12 protein-coding genes and 1 pseudogene are annotated in these 16,897 nt (G+C 33.1%); 1 reads left to right on the forward strand and 12 read right to left on the reverse strand.

Going from position 1 to position 16,897, the window contains the following annotated elements:
* Positions 1-7: 7 nt before the first annotated feature.
* The 6 genes from NHF47_RS14890 to NHF47_RS14915 all read right to left on the reverse strand — a co-directional run bounded on the left by NHF47_RS14890 (position 8) and on the right by NHF47_RS14915 (position 9,093).
* On the reverse strand, positions 8-3,205 hold the full coding sequence (locus NHF47_RS14890) for an efflux RND transporter permease subunit (protein WP_252765678.1): 3,198 nt from the start codon (positions 3,203-3,205) through the stop codon (positions 8-10).
* 80 nt (positions 3,206-3,285) lie between these two features.
* Positions 3,286-4,362 carry an efflux RND transporter periplasmic adaptor subunit gene (locus NHF47_RS14895; RefSeq protein WP_252765679.1) on the reverse strand — a complete coding sequence of 359 codons (1,077 nt, stop codon included), beginning with the start codon at positions 4,360-4,362 and terminating at the stop codon, positions 3,286-3,288.
* 162 nt (positions 4,363-4,524) lie between these two features.
* On the reverse strand, positions 4,525-5,838 hold the full coding sequence (locus NHF47_RS14900; RefSeq protein ID WP_252765680.1) for a TolC family protein: 1,314 nt from the start codon (positions 5,836-5,838) through the stop codon (positions 4,525-4,527).
* Positions 5,839-6,424: 586 nt separating this feature from the next.
* Entirely contained in the window at positions 6,425-6,931 is a 507-nt protein-coding gene (locus NHF47_RS14905; RefSeq protein WP_252765681.1) for a hypothetical protein, read from the reverse strand.
* A complete protein-coding gene (locus NHF47_RS14910; protein WP_252765682.1) occupies positions 6,924-7,445 on the reverse strand; it encodes a nuclear transport factor 2 family protein in 522 nt (173 codons plus the stop codon). The genes NHF47_RS14905 and NHF47_RS14910 overlap by 8 nt, the downstream gene beginning before the upstream one ends.
* A gap of 67 nt (positions 7,446-7,512) precedes the next feature.
* A complete protein-coding gene (locus tag NHF47_RS14915; protein WP_252765683.1) occupies positions 7,513-9,093 on the reverse strand; it encodes an NADP-dependent glyceraldehyde-3-phosphate dehydrogenase in 1,581 nt (526 codons plus the stop codon).
* A 264-nt stretch (positions 9,094-9,357) separates the two neighbouring features.
* Between NHF47_RS14915 and NHF47_RS14920 the strand changes: the two genes are divergently transcribed.
* The gene (locus tag NHF47_RS14920; RefSeq protein ID WP_252765684.1) at positions 9,358-10,476 is read left to right on the forward strand and encodes a hypothetical protein; all 1,119 of its coding nucleotides are present in this window, start codon (positions 9,358-9,360) and stop codon (positions 10,474-10,476) included.
* Here the strand turns inward: NHF47_RS14920 and NHF47_RS14925 are convergent, their stop codons facing one another.
* From NHF47_RS14925 to argS, 6 genes and pseudogenes are all read right to left on the reverse strand, one after another.
* Entirely contained in the window at positions 10,477-10,686 is a 210-nt protein-coding gene (locus NHF47_RS14925; RefSeq protein ID WP_252765685.1) for a hypothetical protein, read from the reverse strand. It abuts the gene before it with no gap.
* Positions 10,687-10,776: 90 nt separating this feature from the next.
* Positions 10,777-11,073: a hypothetical protein gene (locus NHF47_RS14930; protein WP_252765686.1), complete on the reverse strand. Its 297-nt coding sequence runs from the start codon at positions 11,071-11,073 to the stop codon at positions 10,777-10,779.
* 228 nt (positions 11,074-11,301) lie between these two features.
* Positions 11,302-12,339: a cytochrome d ubiquinol oxidase subunit II gene (gene cydB / locus NHF47_RS14935; protein WP_252765687.1), complete on the reverse strand. Its 1,038-nt coding sequence runs from the start codon at positions 12,337-12,339 to the stop codon at positions 11,302-11,304.
* Between the two features lie 10 nt (positions 12,340-12,349).
* Positions 12,350-13,696: a cytochrome ubiquinol oxidase subunit I gene (locus tag NHF47_RS14940; RefSeq protein ID WP_252765688.1), complete on the reverse strand. Its 1,347-nt coding sequence runs from the start codon at positions 13,694-13,696 to the stop codon at positions 12,350-12,352.
* A 456-nt stretch (positions 13,697-14,152) separates the two neighbouring features.
* Positions 14,153-14,911: pseudogene (locus NHF47_RS14945) on the reverse strand (ParA family protein); the annotation flags it as partial.
* Positions 14,912-15,063: 152 nt separating this feature from the next.
* Positions 15,064-16,851 (reverse strand): arginine--tRNA ligase, encoded by a 1,788-nt coding sequence (argS, locus tag NHF47_RS14950; protein ID WP_252765689.1) that lies wholly within the window; start codon positions 16,849-16,851, stop codon positions 15,064-15,066.
* Positions 16,852-16,897 lie beyond the last annotated feature (46 nt).

The following is a 16,897-nucleotide window of genomic DNA, read 5'->3' on the forward strand; positions in this document are numbered from 1 at the left end:
CTACTTTTTAATTATTGTTTTCCCATTTTTTTCGCTCGGTGATATAATAAATCAACGGTACTACAAGCAGTGTTAGTAAAGTAGAAACAATAGCTCCTGCAACTAAAGAAATAGCTAATCCTTGAAAAATAGGATCAAACAAAATAATTGAAGCACCAATTACTACTGCACCAGTCGTTAATAAAATAGGCGTTGTACGCACGGCTCCTGCTTCAATAATAGCTTGCTTTATTGGAATACCATCATTTAAACGTATTTCTATAAAATCAATCAATAAGACCGAATTTCGTACCATTACTCCTGCTAATGCAATCATTCCGATAAAAGAAGTAGCGGTAAAGAAAGCTCCTAATAACCAATGACCTAAAACAATACCTACTAACGATAATGGAATAGCGACCATCATCACCATAGGGGTTTTAAAATTCTGGAACCAACCTACAATAAGCATATAAATGATAATAATTACCACTAAAAAAGCAGCTCCTAAATCGCGAAAAACTTCCAAGGTAATTTGCCATTCTCCATCCCATTTTACTGTAAAATCACTTTCATCTGAAGGTTGATCCATATACAACTCATCCACTATATATCCTTTAGGCAGTTGCATTTGTTGCAATCTTTCATTCATTCCTAAGATTGCATAAACTGGACTTTCTAATACGCCAGCCATATCTGCCAAAACATACACCACTCTTCTTTGATCTTTGCGATAAATGGTGTTTTGTAAAGTATCGGTTTTTACTTTTACCAAATCGCTTACAGGTACTACATCGCCTTGATTGCCTTTTATTTTTAAATTTTCAATATCTTGTAGTGAGGTTTTATCAGCATCTGCCAAAGACATAACAATACCTACGGGATCATTAGAACGTTCATCATATAAATTAGATACTGGCATTTCTCTTAATAAATAGGTTAAATTCCCTACTACTTGTTGGGGAGCAATCCCATTTAGCATGGCTTTTTCTCTATCAATTTCCAATTTATATTCTACTTGAGGAGCTTCAACCATCCAATCGATATCCACTACATCCGAAGTTGTTTCTAAAATAGTTTTCACTTGATTTGCTACTTTAATTTGCTCTTCATAATTTGGACCATACACCTCAGCTACCAAAGTAGATAAAACTGGAGGTCCTGGTGGTACTTCAACAATTTTTACATTGGCACCATACTTTTTAGCAATTTTATGTATTTGTGGACGTACTAGTTTCGCAATATCATGACTTTGTAAATCCCGATCCTCTTTGTGCAATAAATTCACTTGAATATCAGCCATATTACTTCCACCTCGCATATCGTAATGACGCACTAAACCATTAAATGTAATAGGTGCTGACGCTCCAATATAATTTTGATAATTGACTACCTCAGGAATCGTGGTAAGATATTGTGCAATTTCTTTAGTAACTACAGCTGTTCTTTCTAAAGTTGTTCCTTCAGGCATATCGACAACTACTTGAAATTCATTTTTATTATCGAAAGGCAACATTTTTACGGCAACCGATTTGGTAAAGAACATCACTACAGAACCTAATAACAGCAAAATAGTAATTCCAAACATCAGATTTCTTTTTACTGAACTATCTAATAAGGGTTGTTCCAATTTCTTATAGATTTTAAAAATCAGACTGGTTTCTAAACCTTGTTCGTCTTTGTGTTCCTGTTCGTCTTTCTCCTGAAGCAAATGATATCCTAAATAAGGAGTGACCGTTAAAGCAACAAATAAAGATAATAACATGGCTATTGAAGCGCCAATTGGCATCGGACTCATATAAGGTCCCATCATTCCAGATACAAATGCCATCGGTAAAATAGCAGCAATAACGGTAAAAGTTGCTAAAATGGTTGGATTACCTACTTCATTTATGGCATAAATGGCGGCTTGTTTAAAGGGCAAACGTTTCATTTTAAAATGCCTGTGCATGTTTTCAGCAATAATAATACTATCATCCACTACAATTCCTACTACAAAAACCAATGCAAAAAGCGTAATTCTATTTAAAGTATATCCTAATAAATAATAACTGAATAACGTAAGAGCAAAGGTTAAGGGAACCGAAAAGAAAACAACTAAACCTCCTCGCCAACCCATTGCCAGCATAACTAAAATAGTAACGGCTAAAATAGCAACACCTAAATGCAATAATAATTCGCCTACTTTATGAGAAGCTGTCTCTCCATAATTACGTGATACTTCTACATGAACATCTTTAGGAATTAAATTCTTTCTTAACGTTTCTACTTTGCTCAAAATTTTATCTGCAATTTGCATGGCATCTGCTCCTTTTACTTTGGCAACAGAAATGGTAACCGCTGGATATTCCGATTTAAATTGGTTGTATTTTTCATTGGTTTTCCCATAACCAAAAGAAACGTAGTTCTTAGGCGTTTGGGGTCCATCTTGAATGGTAGCAACTTGTTTTAAATACACGGGTTTGTTTTGGTTTACCCCAATAACTAAATTTTCAACATCTTCAGAAGTCGTTAAAAATTGCCCTGTAGTCACTAAATATTCGGTATCGTTTTGAACAAAATTGCCAGATTGCGCGCTACCATTATTGGCCTGAATCATTTGCATAATACTCAAAGCATCCACTTTGTTTTCAGCCATTTTATCTTTATCCAACACAACTTTTAATTCTCGTGTTCTACCTCCAATTTCTTTCGTAATAGCTACCTCTTTTACTTTTTCTATTTCTGATGTAACTTCTTCCGCAATTTGACGCAATTGAAAATCACTATAATTTTCGCTCCAAAGCGTTAACCCTAACATCGGAACATCGTCTATCGAACGTGTTTTAACCATAGGTTGATACACGCCTTGAGGAAACATCTCGCGGTGTTTCATCAATTCGTCATATAACTTTACATAGGAATCTTCACTGTTTTCTCCTACATAAAACTGCACTACTAGCATCGCCTGACCATTCATTGCCATACTATGTATATGCTCTACTCCTTTGATATTTCCAATGATTTTTTCCAAGGGTTTAATTACCCTACTTTCCACTTCTTTGGGACTAGCACCTGGATAACCCACCAGGATGTCTGCCATGGGAACATTGATTTGTGGTTCTTCTTCTCTCGGAATTAAGAACGAACTATACGAGCCAATTATCATTAAAGCTACCATTAATAAAATGGTTAGTTTCGAATTAATGAAAAAATGGGCTATTTTTCCTGATATACCTTCTTGCATTTTTTTAAGTTTAAAAGTTAGATTTCTCGCCTCTTGACTGCGCTCGAGAGGACAGCTTGAAGTGATAAAACTGTGACTGATTACTGGATACTCACTTTTGCTCCATTATACAATTTCCCTTCTGTTGCTACGATATAAGGTTCATTGGTTGACAATCCTGACAATACCTCAACTTCATTTCCATATTTTTTACCTATACGTAACCATCGCAAGATGGCAATGTTATTCTCTCCTAAAGTATACACTCCTGTCAATTGTCCTTCTCTAACCAAAGCCGTTTCGGGAACCAAAACAGTAGTAGCTTCATTAGCCTTTTCTTGCTTTTCTATTGGAAATTGTACATTCACAAACATGCCTGACAAAATTTTAGCATCTGTTTTTTCTAAATCAATTTTTACTAAATATTGTCCGCCCGTATTTTTAGCCGATAAACTCACTTCACTAACCGTTCCATTTACTGTAGTCCCTAATGACTTTACTAACACTTTTACTTTCATGCCATTGGTTATAGACGTAATATCATTTTCGGAAACCATAGCAGTAACTTGCAATTTTTGAGCGCCTTCAATACTAATTAAAGGCATACCAGGATTAGCCATATCACCTTCTTTCACAAAAGAATTGGTAATGATTCCACTAAAAGGTGCGGTAATATTTGCATAAGCAAATTGGGCATGAATTTCATTACGCATTTGTTTGGCTGCTTCCAAACCTGCTTTTGCCATTTCATAACGAGCGGTCATATCCTCTAATTCTTTTTGAGAAGCACTTTGTTGCGCAAATAAGTTCGTAAAACGTTCGTAATCTTTCTTAGCACTGTTATAAGCTGCCGTAGCTTGAATAATAGAAGCATCTACTTGTGCTTTTTTAGCTTGTAAATCGGTGTTGTTAATACTAACTAACAATTGTCCTGCTTTCACTTTTTGTCCCACTTTCACAGGTACTTTGGTTACAAATCCCATCATTCTAGTACTCAAATTGGCACTATTTTCGGATTCAATTTTTCCACTTGCTGCCACATAAGCTTGTTTTTCATTACTAGTTTTTCCATATACCATGACTTTTATGGGAGAGGAAGTAGCAGCAGTATTCTTAGTTTCACTTCCACAAGACATTGCAACAAGTGCTACGATTATCATTAAAGTTATTTTTTTCATATTTTATTTTTATAGGTGATCTGTCGACGGTTATTTATTTTCTGTTCTCTCTTCACGTCACTTCGAGTGCGAAGCGTATCGAGAAACTTTACTTTATATTTTTTGTTCTCGATACATTTTTTATTGCATTGCATTTCATAAAAAACACTCGTACTGACGGCTTTATTTCATTAAAAACTGTAAATACTCTTTCGTAAAATTATATTCAAAAACAGCTTGCAATACTTCCAATTCTTTCTGAGCCATTTGTGTTTCAGCTGCTAGTAAATCGGTTGTTTTTTCTAAACCTTGCGCAAAGCGATTTTGACGAATGCGAAAAACTTCCTGAGATTGTTCATAGGCTAATTGACTTAATTGCACTTTGTTTTCAGCATCCACTAATTGACGATTGGTTTTAGTAACTTCTAAAAGACTTTGTTTTTTATAGTGTTCGGTTTCAATTTTAGCTTTATTAAAATCGGCTTTGGCTTTTTGGGTTTTCCCAATGTTTTTATAACCATCAAATACATCCCAAGACAATTGTGCTCCAAGTAAGTAGCCTTTAGCTTGAGTTCCTAAGAATTGGCTATCGTATAATTGATAATTTCCAAAGGCATTTAAACGTGGTAAAAAACCATACTTAGAAGATTGAAACATTTTTTTATACGCTTCAGTTGATTTTTCCATGGCTTGAATATCTTTTCTATTCGTATTCAAACCCACCTCAATAGCTTCTAAGGTTACTTCATTGGCTAACGATTCTGCTGGCACATATACTTTTCCATTGGTATCTTCGTTTAAAAGAAAAGCCAAATAATCGGAAGCATTTTGCACATTACTTTTGGCATATTGCAATTGGTTTGCTATTTCGTTTACACGAACTTGTACATTCAACACATCGGTTTTTTGTAGCATGCCATTGTTGAAGTAATTTTCTACTAGTTTTAAATTTCCTTTTGCGGTTTCGTTTGCTTTTTCTAAAACAAGAACAGCTTTGTAAGCCAATTGCAATTGCATGTAGGCTTTAGAAACTTCTAAGACTAAATATTCTTTGGTTCGTTCGGTTTGCAATTGAAAAGCATCCATTTTAGCTTTTGCAGCCTGTCTTCCAAGCAATCCGTCTACATTAATTAAAGGTTGTTTGACTTCAATTACCGTTGCAAAATTTTGAGTTTGATCGGGATTATTCAACAAAGTAGGGTTAAAATCAGCTTGAGTTAAGATTTCCTGATTTAATTTGGAACCAAACGCCATTAGCGGATTGGTGGTAACTATACCTGTATAAGACACGTTTACATTCGGCAAAAACAAAGCATTCGATTGACGATAATCAGCTTTTGCAGCTTGATAAGAGGCATTAGCAGCTTGTAGTTGCAAATTTTTCTCAGAAGCTTTTTGTAGTATTTCTTCTTTCGAAATCGAGAGGGTTTCCTGACTAAAAACTCCAATCGTAAAAAAGAGTACGCCTGTAAAGAGGTTCCATTTTATATTCTTCATTGCTATTTTGTTCTTAATTTCTGAAACAAAAGTACAATGGCAAAATGGCCCAATTGGTAACCAAAGTTACATAAGTATTTTATTTCCATTATAAGGTTTAATGAAGAACCTGAAGTTAATTCGGTTTAAACGTAACTTAATTTGTAATAAGCAAAACTTAATTCGGTTTAAACATAACTCGATTCGTAATAAGCAAAACTTAATTTGGTTTAAACGTAACTTAATTTGTAATAAGCAAAACTTAATTCGGTTTAAACATAACTTGATTCGTAATAAGCAAAACTTAATTTGGTTTAAACGTAACTCGATTACTAGCTCTATGCAATTGATACAGTGTTCTGTGTAATTGATACATAGTTCACTGTATTGAGTTCAGAGTTCTGTGTAATTGATAACTAGTACACTGCAATTGATACACAGTTAACTGTATTGAATACATAGTTAAGTGCATTGGTTACATAGTTAACAACGCTAAATTTGGTTGAAAAACAATAGAAAAACTAGCTCTCGATACTATTTTTATAAAATTGTTTTTTACATTTTATAAAAATCACTCGAACTGACGCAGTGCTGATTACAAACTCTGTTATAGAGATTTCTTACTAATTTTAGTATATAAAGCTTCGAAATACAATGTAAAAAAGGATTCGTTTAAATTTTTATTATAACCATATACCTCATAAATACTTTTATCAAAATCTATGGGGAGACAAATCCTAACCTTTTGATAATAGTTTTTATAAAAAACGTCTTTTTCGTCATAATAAAAAGCAGTAAAATTTGACAAATCTTCTACCAATGGACTTTTCTCTTCTGCTCTTACTAAAATTAATTTCTCATCCTTAAAATAAAAATTGATTGTAACAAAAGATTTACTTTTAAGGAATGTATTTTCAGTCTCAATTTTGTTCTTAAATCGCTTTACTTTTACTTGTATACTATCCATTTTTAGTGTTAACTCTTTTATCACTTTTAAATTGGATTTATCCGCATTATACGCAATTGAATCTATTTTATTTTTCAAAACAGATTCATTCTGTCCCAAAACAAAAGCTGAAAAAAAGACTAAAATAAAAAGAAGTAGTTTATTCATTACCAACCTGCGCTTTTATTTGTTCGAAATACTTGGTATAATTCCCATAATCGATATGTTTAGTAATCTTTCCTTTTTCGATAGTGAGAATGGTTACAAAAGGAATGGCTACAAGAATGGTTTCATTTGTTTTTTCTTGAAACCAAGCATTGGGCAAAACACATTCAAAAGTGGAATTGATAATGGTATGATTTCCTGATGTAAAGACTTTTTCGATAACGAAATTAACATAAGGTGGCTTGTCGTTTTTAAATTTGTCTTTAAAAACCGTTTTAAAAAATTGGTACACCTTTTCTTTTCCATCAAAAACAAAATCTTGTTGAAAAGCTGCTTTGGCAGTAGGATCTTCAAAATGAACCGCATCAGCATAAAAGGTTTTCATGGTATCAAAATCCCATTTTCCATAGGCTTGCATATACGCTAAAGCCAATTTTTCATTTTGACTTTCATTGGTTTGCCCAAAGGAAAGCGTAGAAAGAATAAGTAGTAACGTTAGGATTAGTGTTTTTTTCATATTATTTATATTAAAAAAACTAGCTTATTTCTAAACTAGTTTTTATATACGTAAGCAAGATACCAAATTACAGTATATAATCGGTATTAATGAAATTACTTTTTTTACTGTCTAATAATTCTTGTAAAATGGCATTGTTATAATCGTTATCTTTTGAGGCAACAAAAGTTCGTATCGAAAACGAGCGCAACGCGTCATGAATACTCAAAGTTCCTACAGCAGAATCTTTTCTTCCAGTAAACGGAAAAACATCTGGACCTCTTTGGCAGGAACTATTTAAATTAACCCTACAAACTAAATTAACTAAAACATCAATTAGTGGTGCTACTGTGGTAATGTCTTTTCCAAAAAGACTCACTTGTTGGCCATAATCGGAAGCCGCCATATCATCTAAAGGCTCTTGGATATCTTTAAAGGTTAAAATAGGTACTACTGGTCCAAATTGTTCTTCGTGATACACTCTCATGGCTTTATTTACAGGAAATAAAACCGCTGGAAAAATATAATTTTCCATGCGTTCGCCACCTCTTTCGTTAATAATCTTAGCACCATGTGCTTTGGCATCATCAATTAACTCTTGAATATAATCAGGTTTATCAGGTTCAGGAAGTGGTGTTAAGAACACATTTTCTTCCCAAGGATTGCCAAATTTTAGTGCATCTACTTTGGCTGCAAATCGCTTGTTGAATTCTTCGGCAATCGATTCGTGTACGTAGATAACTTTTAAAGCTGTACAACGTTGTCCGTTAAACGAAAGTGATCCTGTAATACATTCGGAAACGGCCAAATCTAAATTCGCATCAGGTAAAATGATAGCTGGGTTTTTGGCTTCCAAACCTAAAATCAAACGCAATTTATTTTTATTCGGATGTAAATCTTGTAAAGCAATCGCAGATTTACTATTTCCTATTAAAGATAAAACGGTAACCAATCCTGATTTCATAATAGGTGCCGCCACTTCTCTACCGCGTCCGTATAAAATATTGATAACACCTTTTGGGAATGAACTTTGGAATGCTTTTAGTAAAGGAGCTAATAACAAAACACCATACTTTGCCGGTTTAAACAATACGGTGTTTCCCATAATTAAAGCTGGAATCAATAAAGAAAAGGTTTCGTTCAAAGGATAATTATACGGTCCTAAACACAAAACCACACCCAGCGGACTCCTTTTAATCATGGCATTAATACCTTGTACTTTCTGAAAGCGATTCCCTTCCTGATTTAAGGCTTTGTAATCTTTTATTGTATCATAAATATATTCAACTGTTCGATCAAATTCCTTTTCGCTATCCGGTAAGGTTTTCCCAATTTCCCACATTAATAGTCGGACCACTTCAGTACGTGTTTGCTCCATTTGTTTTACAAATTGCTCCATGCATTTGATACGGTCTTGTACTTTCATGGTAGGCCAATCACCCTGACCATTATTATAGGCTTTGTGTGAAGACTCTAAAGCTGCTAAAGCCGCTGCTTCATTCATATTCGGTACAGAACCCAATAAAGTAGGTTGGTAATTTGCTGTAGTTGAAATGGAAGAATATACCTCAGCACTTTCTCCATCCCAAATTTTAAGTTCGCCATCTAAGAGATAGTCTTTTTGATGCCAAGGTTGTTGCAGTTGTATTCTTTCTGGAATTGTTGTCATTTTATTTGTTTTTATTTTAGAGTTCCAATGCTTATCGATACAAAAAAGCTACTATAAAATTCCAACTATTTACTGGAAGAACCAAACTTTTTCAACTGAAATACAATTATTTGACGCATTATTATTGATAATTTAAAAAATAAAATACTTCAAACGTTTTCGCATAAAACAGAAATTAAAAAAGCCAAGTATTCTTTAAACAAAAACCTAGAAACCAAACAATTATTTATTCCTTTTTACGTTATATATTTTCAAACAACAACTATGAAAAAAACAGCCCTAAACTATTTCAAAACAGTAGGTTATTGTTTTGTAATTGTATTATGTATCGCATGTTCCAAAGACAATAACGAAGAAGGTATTGAAGTACACAATCCATTAGAAAACCCACAAGATGGACCACCAGCCGGAAACCCAAATGGTAATTCATCCATTCCTGTAGGTGCTGGAACTGAGAATGTAAACAATCCTGATGTAGTAGTGGGTAATGGAACACCTGAAAGTTGCACCTGTGATGCCGTTGTTGCTGCGGTTGCACAAGGAGGAAAAATTACATTTAATTGCGGTCCCAACCCTGTGACTATTGTTATGGATCGACCGGCATGTGTTTTTAACAATGCCAACCCTGATGTGGTAATTGATGGTGGTGGATTAGTTACTTTAAGTGGTGGTGGTACGACTCGTATTTTATATATGAATACTTGTGATCCTGATTTAGTTTGGACAACAGACCATTGTCAGAATCAAGATCATCCAAGAGTTACGGTTCAAAATATCACTTTTGCTGACGGTCATAATATGGATACGGGTTCATCTGGTGGTGGTGCTGCCATTTGGGCAAGAGGCGGACGCTTAAAAGTAGTGAATTGTCGCTTTTTCAATAATCGATGTGTTGGTACTGGTCCGGATGTAGGTGGCGGTGCTATTAGAGCCTTTAGTCAATACAATAGTTTACCCATTTATGTCGTGAACACCACTTTTGGTGGTGGTAACATTTATGGAAATAGCGGTTCCAATGGTGGAGCCATTAGTAGTATCGGTACTTCATGGACGATAATTAATAGTTTATTCTCGCATAATAAAGCCATTGGAAATGGTGGTAATCCTGCACAAAGTGGTACACCTGGTGGAGGCAGTGGCGGTGCTATCTACAATGATGGAAATGAAATGACACTAACTATCTTAGGCAGTATAATCGAACAAAATGAAGTAAATGCTTATGGCTCTTCTATTTTCTTTGTGAGCAATAATCATACAGGGAATATTCGAATTGACAATTCAATCATTCGAAATAATATCGGAGGTTCTTGGTATCCTGTTTATCCGAGTATATCGATGCACGATGACACACCTATAGTTGTGACAAATTCAACTATTCAATAACTATTCTAATTCAATACACGTATAATTAAAGGCGCTAAATAGTTCACAAACTGTTTTAGAAATATTTTTTTCGGCCACAATTCTTAGAATATTATCACAATCTTCTAAATCGAAATTCCATCTTTGGATTTCTTGTATTTCATTTAAATTTTTAGAAATACTTTTAATTTGTTTTTTATCTTCAATTGAAGTTTTGAAAACGTAAACCATAACTAAAACTAATTATTTATTTGTGCTACAAACTTAAAACCCAAAAATGACAACAGTATGTCAATAGGGTTGTCTTTTTATTGAAAAGAATCAAATAAAAGTAGCAATAATTAGAAGTAGCAATAAAAAATAAATGGTAACCGACACATTAAAATACAAATTGACATAAATAGATCGGAATGAAATCAACGTTTTTTCGACATACATTTTTAAAAAATACAAACAAGAGGAAACAAAAAAACTAATCACTGTTACTGCTACAAAAGAAAGTAAAAGTGTTTTCAACATTTCTTCGTAGGTAAAATTTGACTTAAAATGATTTGTTAAATAATTAAATATTCCAAAATTCAACAAAACTAAACCAATCACAAATAGTACTCTTTTCATGATAAATATTTATTATGTTATAAATTTGGTTATAATTAAATGACAGACCTGCAGGCAATACAGTGTGGTAATAGCATGTCTTTTTAAATGAGAAATAAAAAACGATATTTGTTTTTTGTTAGATACAAAGTTAGTTTATAATTCTACATCTTGCAATACGTATTTACACGTATTTTAACCGTTTTTTTATACGTATTTATACGTATTTTTTAATAATATTAACCAAAATCAATAACTAGTTTCATCTAATTTTACTTTACCATAAAAAGTTTTATATAGAAAAACAAAATAGGCCGCTAATAAGGGAGAACCGATTGCCACAATGGTCAGCATAATTCCTAAAGATTTTTGAGAAGAAGCTGCATTATAAATGGTAACACTATGTTCTGGATGTATTGTTGAAGGCAACAATACGGGATACAATTGAAAGGCTACTAACATTAATAAAAAAGCCATGGTCAATGAAGAGAATATCAATGCATAACCATATTTTTTCTTTGAAACCAACCGTGGTACATTGGCTACAGCCAAAAAAGCCAAAACTGGCAAAACAAAGAAAATGGGGTTTTCTTTAAAATTATCGGTTACTCCTGGAATAAAAACCAACGTATATAATGATGTAACGGAAAAACTCAATATAAAGAAAATCATTCCCTTTCTAAGCAGAAACGTAATTCTTTCATAAAGCTTTCCTTCGGTTTTTAACAATAGAAAAATAGCGCCTTGTGTCATAAATAAAAATAAGGTTGTAACACCAACCATAATGGCATACGGACTCAAAAAAGACAGAAAAACGCCACCTTGATATTTAAATTCGTGACCAATTTCAAAGCCTTCTAAAATATTTCCTAACACTACACCTAAAAGAAACGAAATAAGTACATTCGAAATAAAATAGATATAATCCCAAGTAGTTCTCCACCAAAGCATTTCTTCTGCACTTCTAAATTTTATAGCCGAAGAACGCAACACTAATAACACTAAAAAAAGCATAAAAGGAATATACATTGCAGATAGCATGGTTGCATACATTACAGGGAAACCAGCAAATAAAGCACCTCCTCCAATAATTAACCACACTTGATTGGCGTCCCAAACCGGACCAATAGCATTAATCGCAATGCGTCTGCTAAGATCTTTTCTTAAAAATAAGTGCCAAGCACCAGCTCCATAATCAAATCCTTCCAAAATTGCATAACCAGAAAATAATAACCCTACTACTAGGTACCAAAGTGTGGGATAATCGATTCCAAAAAATGTTTCCATCTGATGCTTTTTAAATAATTTCTAATGCATTTTGAGCTTCATCGTAAGGTCCGTGTTTAATTTTCTTATTTAAAGAATATAAAAACAACAAGAAAAGCAAACTATAAACTATTGTGAATAGTACCAAAGAAAAAACAATTTGATTGGCAGATACTTCTTGAGAAAACCCTTGACTCGTTCTTAAATGACCGTAAACAATCCAAGGTTGCCTTCCCATTTCAGCGGTAAACCAACCTACTTGATTGGCTATTTGAGGTAAAATAACAGAAAAAGAAAAAATCCATAATAACCATTTCGTTTCAAACAATTTCCCCTTCCACCATAAAAAACATGCATAGATAGTTAAACCAATTAAAAACATTCCAATAGCAATCATAATATGATAAAATTGAAATACTGCATTTACCTGGCTTGGTCTATCTTCTTCAGGAAAAGCATTCAATCCTGTTATTGGCGCCTCAAAATCTTGATGTACTAAAAAAGATAAGCCACCTGGAATTGCTAAACCCGTTACTTCTTGTTGTTCATTATCAACCCAACCCAATAGATATAAATTGGCAGGTGCTTTTTTCTCATAATGACCTTCCATTGCTGCTAATTTAGCGGGTTGGTTTTTAGCTACTCCATCAGCTGAGCTATGCCCTGAAATCAATTGAGAAAATGATATTACAGTGGCAACAACCAATGCCATTTTAAAGGCTTTCTTAGAAATATCAGCATATCTTCCTTTTCTTAAATAATAAGCATGTACACTTAAAACCATAAAGGCTCCGGCTAAAAAAGCACCTTGCCATACATGAATGATACGATCCAAACTGGAAGGATTAAAAACCATAGCCCAAAAATCAGTCACTTCTGCACGAGTATGAATACCTTCGCCTACAATATGATAACCTGCTGGGGTTTGTTGCCAACTATTGGCTACCACTATCCAAACAGCAGAAAACATGGACCCTAAAAAAACCCCAACTGTTGATATAAAATGGACTCTTGGTGATACTCTATTCCATCCAAAAAGCAAAATCCCTAAAAAGGTACTTTCTAAGCCAAAAGCAAACAAGCCTTCAGCAGCAAGAGCGCTTCCAAAAATATCGCCTACATATTTGGAATATATTGCCCAATTAGTACCAAATTCAAATTCCATGATAATACCCGTTGCCACTCCTATTCCAAAGGTTATGGCAAATATCTTCAACCAAAAACGAGTGAGAATTTCATATTCTTTTTTCCCCGTTTTTAAATACAAACCTTCCATAATAACTATTAAAAGGCCTATTCCGATACTTAAAGGAGGATAGATGTAATGAAAAGCAATTGTAAAGGCAAATTGGATTCGAGCAAGTATTTCAACATCCATGGTAGTAAATTTTAGCTTCTTACAAAGTTACCTTATTTTGCATTACGTTTGGGTAAGAAAAGTTACATTTTTAACTAAGATAAAAGGATTTATTTTTAGTAAAAAACGTTAAATAACATCTTTTCGTCTAAAGACTGTCAGTTCATATTTTTCAACTTTATCTTCAGTAAAATAAATATAGAGGTAATTTTTCTTAAAATAACTCATTTTTTCGTTCAAGCGAAAAACCCAAATATCACTATAGTAGTCATTATAGGATTCGGAAAAAATTGAATTAATATCCTTTTTGCTTAGTCCAATTAATTTTTCGTAGTTTTTTGAAAAATAATTGGCACTTTTTCGCTCTTTATTGATTGGTAATTTATCGAAAATAGTGCTTAAATCACTTTCCTTTTTCGCATCCTCCAATATTTGATTCAAGTTTCTACCTAAGCTATCATTACTCATTTCGTCGTTTTTATTGTTGTCTATAATTTCTGTTGCTAAAGATAAATAATTCAAAGCACCTTTACTGCTTGCATCATAATCTATTACTGTTTTTCGGTGACTTTGCGCTTCACTAATAGTAATATTTCTGACAATTATCGTAGAAAAAACTAAAGTTTTGAAATGATTTTTAATTTCTTCAACAATTACATTTGAAAAAGCCAAACGTTTATCATACATCGTTATTAAAACCCCTTCTATGTCTAAATTACGATTATAATTGTCTCGTATTGTTTTGAAAACGTTAAATAATTTAAACAAGCCACTAAGTGCATAAAACTCACATTGTACAGGAATCAATAAGGAATCGGCGATACATAAAAAACTGGTTGTTATAAAGTTTAAGGAAGGCCCGCAATCAATTACAATATAATCATACTCGTTCTTTATATCTTCAATAGAGTGTTTGAGTTCGTGATGTGTACCAAAATAATTCTTTTCTTGAATTTCTAGATTAGCCAAATTAATATTGGTTGGTATGAAGCTAAGATTTGGAGTTTCAGTTCTAAAAGCGCGAATACTATTTTTTTCATAATTATATAAATCGATAGTAAAAGTACAATCTTCATTATCGGCAATTGGAAACGAACTGGTAGTGTTTGCTTGAGGGTCGGCATCAATTAAAAGTGTTCTTTTATCTAATACAGCCAATGAGGCAGCCAAGTTTATAGACGTAGAAGATTTTCCTACACCTCCTTTTTGATTGGCTATTGCGATAATTCTACACATCAAGTACTAATAAGTCATTAATAAATGTTTTTTTGCAGTATTTTCTCCCTCTTTTACAAAGATATAAAATAAATTTTTGTAAAAAAATTATTAAAAAAACAAATAAAAAAAGAGGTATTTAAAACCTCTTTTTTTATTTAAAATATTATTTTTTACATACGTTCTGGTACTTGAATCCCTAATAAATGAAATGCATTTTTGATTGTAGTACCAACCGTTTTAGCCAATTGTACTCTAAAGGCTTTCTTTTCTAAATTTTGTTCAGGTAAAATAGGCACATTTTGATAAAATGAATTGAATTCTTTTACCAAATCATACGTATAATTTGCAATCAAAGCCGGACTATGATGGGTTGCTGCATTTTGAATTACTTCAGGGAATAATTGTACTTGTTTGATTAATTCTTTTTCTTTATCCTGCATCTCAACTCCACTCGATGTTATCGCGACAGAAGAATAATCAAAATCGGCTTTTCTTAAAATCGATTGAATACGTGCATAGGTATATTGAATAAAAGGTCCCGTATTCCCATTAAAATCAACTGATTCCTCTGGATTGAATAGCATCTGTTTTTTAGGATCTACTTTTAACATATAATATTTCAAAGCACCTAATCCAATTACTTTGTACAAAGCTGCTTTCTCAGTAGCAGTATAACCATCTAATTTTCCTAGTTCTTCAGAAATCTTTTGAGCAGTTTGGGTCATTTCCTCCATTAAATCATCTGCATCAACCACAGTTCCTTCACGTGATTTCATTTTCCCAGAAGGCAATTCAACCATTCCATAACTCAAATGATATAAATGTTCTGCCCAATCAAAGCCTAATTTCTTTAAAATTAAAAACAGCACTTTAAAATGGTAATCTTGTTCGTTACCAACGGTGTAAACCATACCGCCTATATCCGCATGATCTTTAACACGTTGAATTGCCGTTCCAATATCTTGTGTCATGTAAACTGCCGTTCCATCCGAACGTAAAACAATTTTTCTATCCAAACCTTCAGCAGTTAAATCAATCCAAACAGAACCATCAGGATCTTTCTCAAAAATTCCTTTTTCCAAACCGAACTGAACCACTTCTTTTCCTAAAAGATAAGTGTTGCTTTCGTAATAATAACTATCAAAATCAACACCTAAGTTTTTATAGGTTTCTTCAAAACCATTATACACCCATTGGTTCATTTTTTTCCAAAGGCCTACTACTTCTTCATCACCCGCTTCCCATTTACGCAACATTTCCTGAGCTTCCAGAATAGAAGGCGCTATTTTTTTAGCCTCTTCTTCTGTTTTACCTTGTGCTATTAATTCGTTTATTTCTTTTTTATATTGCTTATCAAATGCAACATAAAAATTCCCAACTAATTTATCTCCTTTTAATCCTGTAGATTCTGGAGTTGTTCCTTCACCAAATTTTTGCCAAGCCAACATCGACTTACAAATATGAATGCCACGGTCGTTTATAATTTGAGTTTTGTATACTTTTTTACCAGAAGCTTTTATAATTTCAGCTACGGAATAGCCTAATAAATTATTACGAATGTGTCCTAAATGTAACGGTTTATTTGTGTTTGGTGAAGAATATTCCACCATAATAGCTGTATCGCCTTCTATTGGAGAAACATATCCAAAAGTATCTTGACTTTTAATAGTATTGAAAAAATCAACATAAAAAACATCGGAAATAACAATATTTAAAAAACCCGCCACTACATTGAATTTTTCAACTACGGCTACATTTTCAACTAAATAGCTTCCAATTTTGGTTCCAATTTCAACTGGATTCCCTTTTAATGCTTTTACCAAAGGAAAAACAACCATTGTAATATCACCTTCAAAGTCTTTCCTAGTCGCTTGAAATTCAACTTTATCAATGGTTAAATTGAAAACAGAATGAACGGCTTCTAAAATGTGTTTGGTTAGTGTTTCTTGTAAAGTCATTTTTCTTGATTTTTATGAAGGTGCAAATTTAGTGATTAGTGATTAG

The sequence above is a fragment of the Flavobacterium sp. NRK F7 genome (assembly GCF_024054195.1).
In the GTDB taxonomy this organism is placed as follows: Bacteria; Bacteroidota; Bacteroidia; order Flavobacteriales; family Flavobacteriaceae; genus Flavobacterium.

Excerpts from the sequence above, each read along its gene's own strand:
- NHF47_RS14890 (WP_252765678.1), bottom strand. The coding sequence starts at position 3,205 with ATGCAAGAAGGTATATCAGGAAAAATAGCCCATTTTTTCATTAATTCG.
- NHF47_RS14895 (WP_252765679.1), bottom strand. The coding sequence starts at position 4,362 with ATGAAAAAAATAACTTTAATGATAATCGTAGCACTTGTTGCAATGTCT.
- NHF47_RS14900 (WP_252765680.1), bottom strand. The coding sequence starts at position 5,838 with ATGAAGAATATAAAATGGAACCTCTTTACAGGCGTACTCTTTTTTACG.
- NHF47_RS14905 (WP_252765681.1), bottom strand. The coding sequence starts at position 6,931 with ATGAATAAACTACTTCTTTTTATTTTAGTCTTTTTTTCAGCTTTTGTT.
- NHF47_RS14910 (WP_252765682.1), bottom strand. The coding sequence starts at position 7,445 with ATGAAAAAAACACTAATCCTAACGTTACTACTTATTCTTTCTACGCTT.
- NHF47_RS14915 (WP_252765683.1), bottom strand. The coding sequence starts at position 9,093 with ATGACAACAATTCCAGAAAGAATACAACTGCAACAACCTTGGCATCAA.
- NHF47_RS14920 (WP_252765684.1), top strand. The coding sequence starts at position 9,358 with ATGAAAAAAACAGCCCTAAACTATTTCAAAACAGTAGGTTATTGTTTT.
- NHF47_RS14925 (WP_252765685.1), bottom strand. The coding sequence starts at position 10,686 with ATGGTTTACGTTTTCAAAACTTCAATTGAAGATAAAAAACAAATTAAA.
- NHF47_RS14930 (WP_252765686.1), bottom strand. The coding sequence starts at position 11,073 with ATGAAAAGAGTACTATTTGTGATTGGTTTAGTTTTGTTGAATTTTGGA.
- cydB (WP_252765687.1), bottom strand. The coding sequence starts at position 12,339 with ATGGAAACATTTTTTGGAATCGATTATCCCACACTTTGGTACCTAGTA.
- NHF47_RS14940 (WP_252765688.1), bottom strand. The coding sequence starts at position 13,696 with ATGGATGTTGAAATACTTGCTCGAATCCAATTTGCCTTTACAATTGCT.
- argS (WP_252765689.1), bottom strand. The coding sequence starts at position 16,851 with ATGACTTTACAAGAAACACTAACCAAACACATTTTAGAAGCCGTTCAT.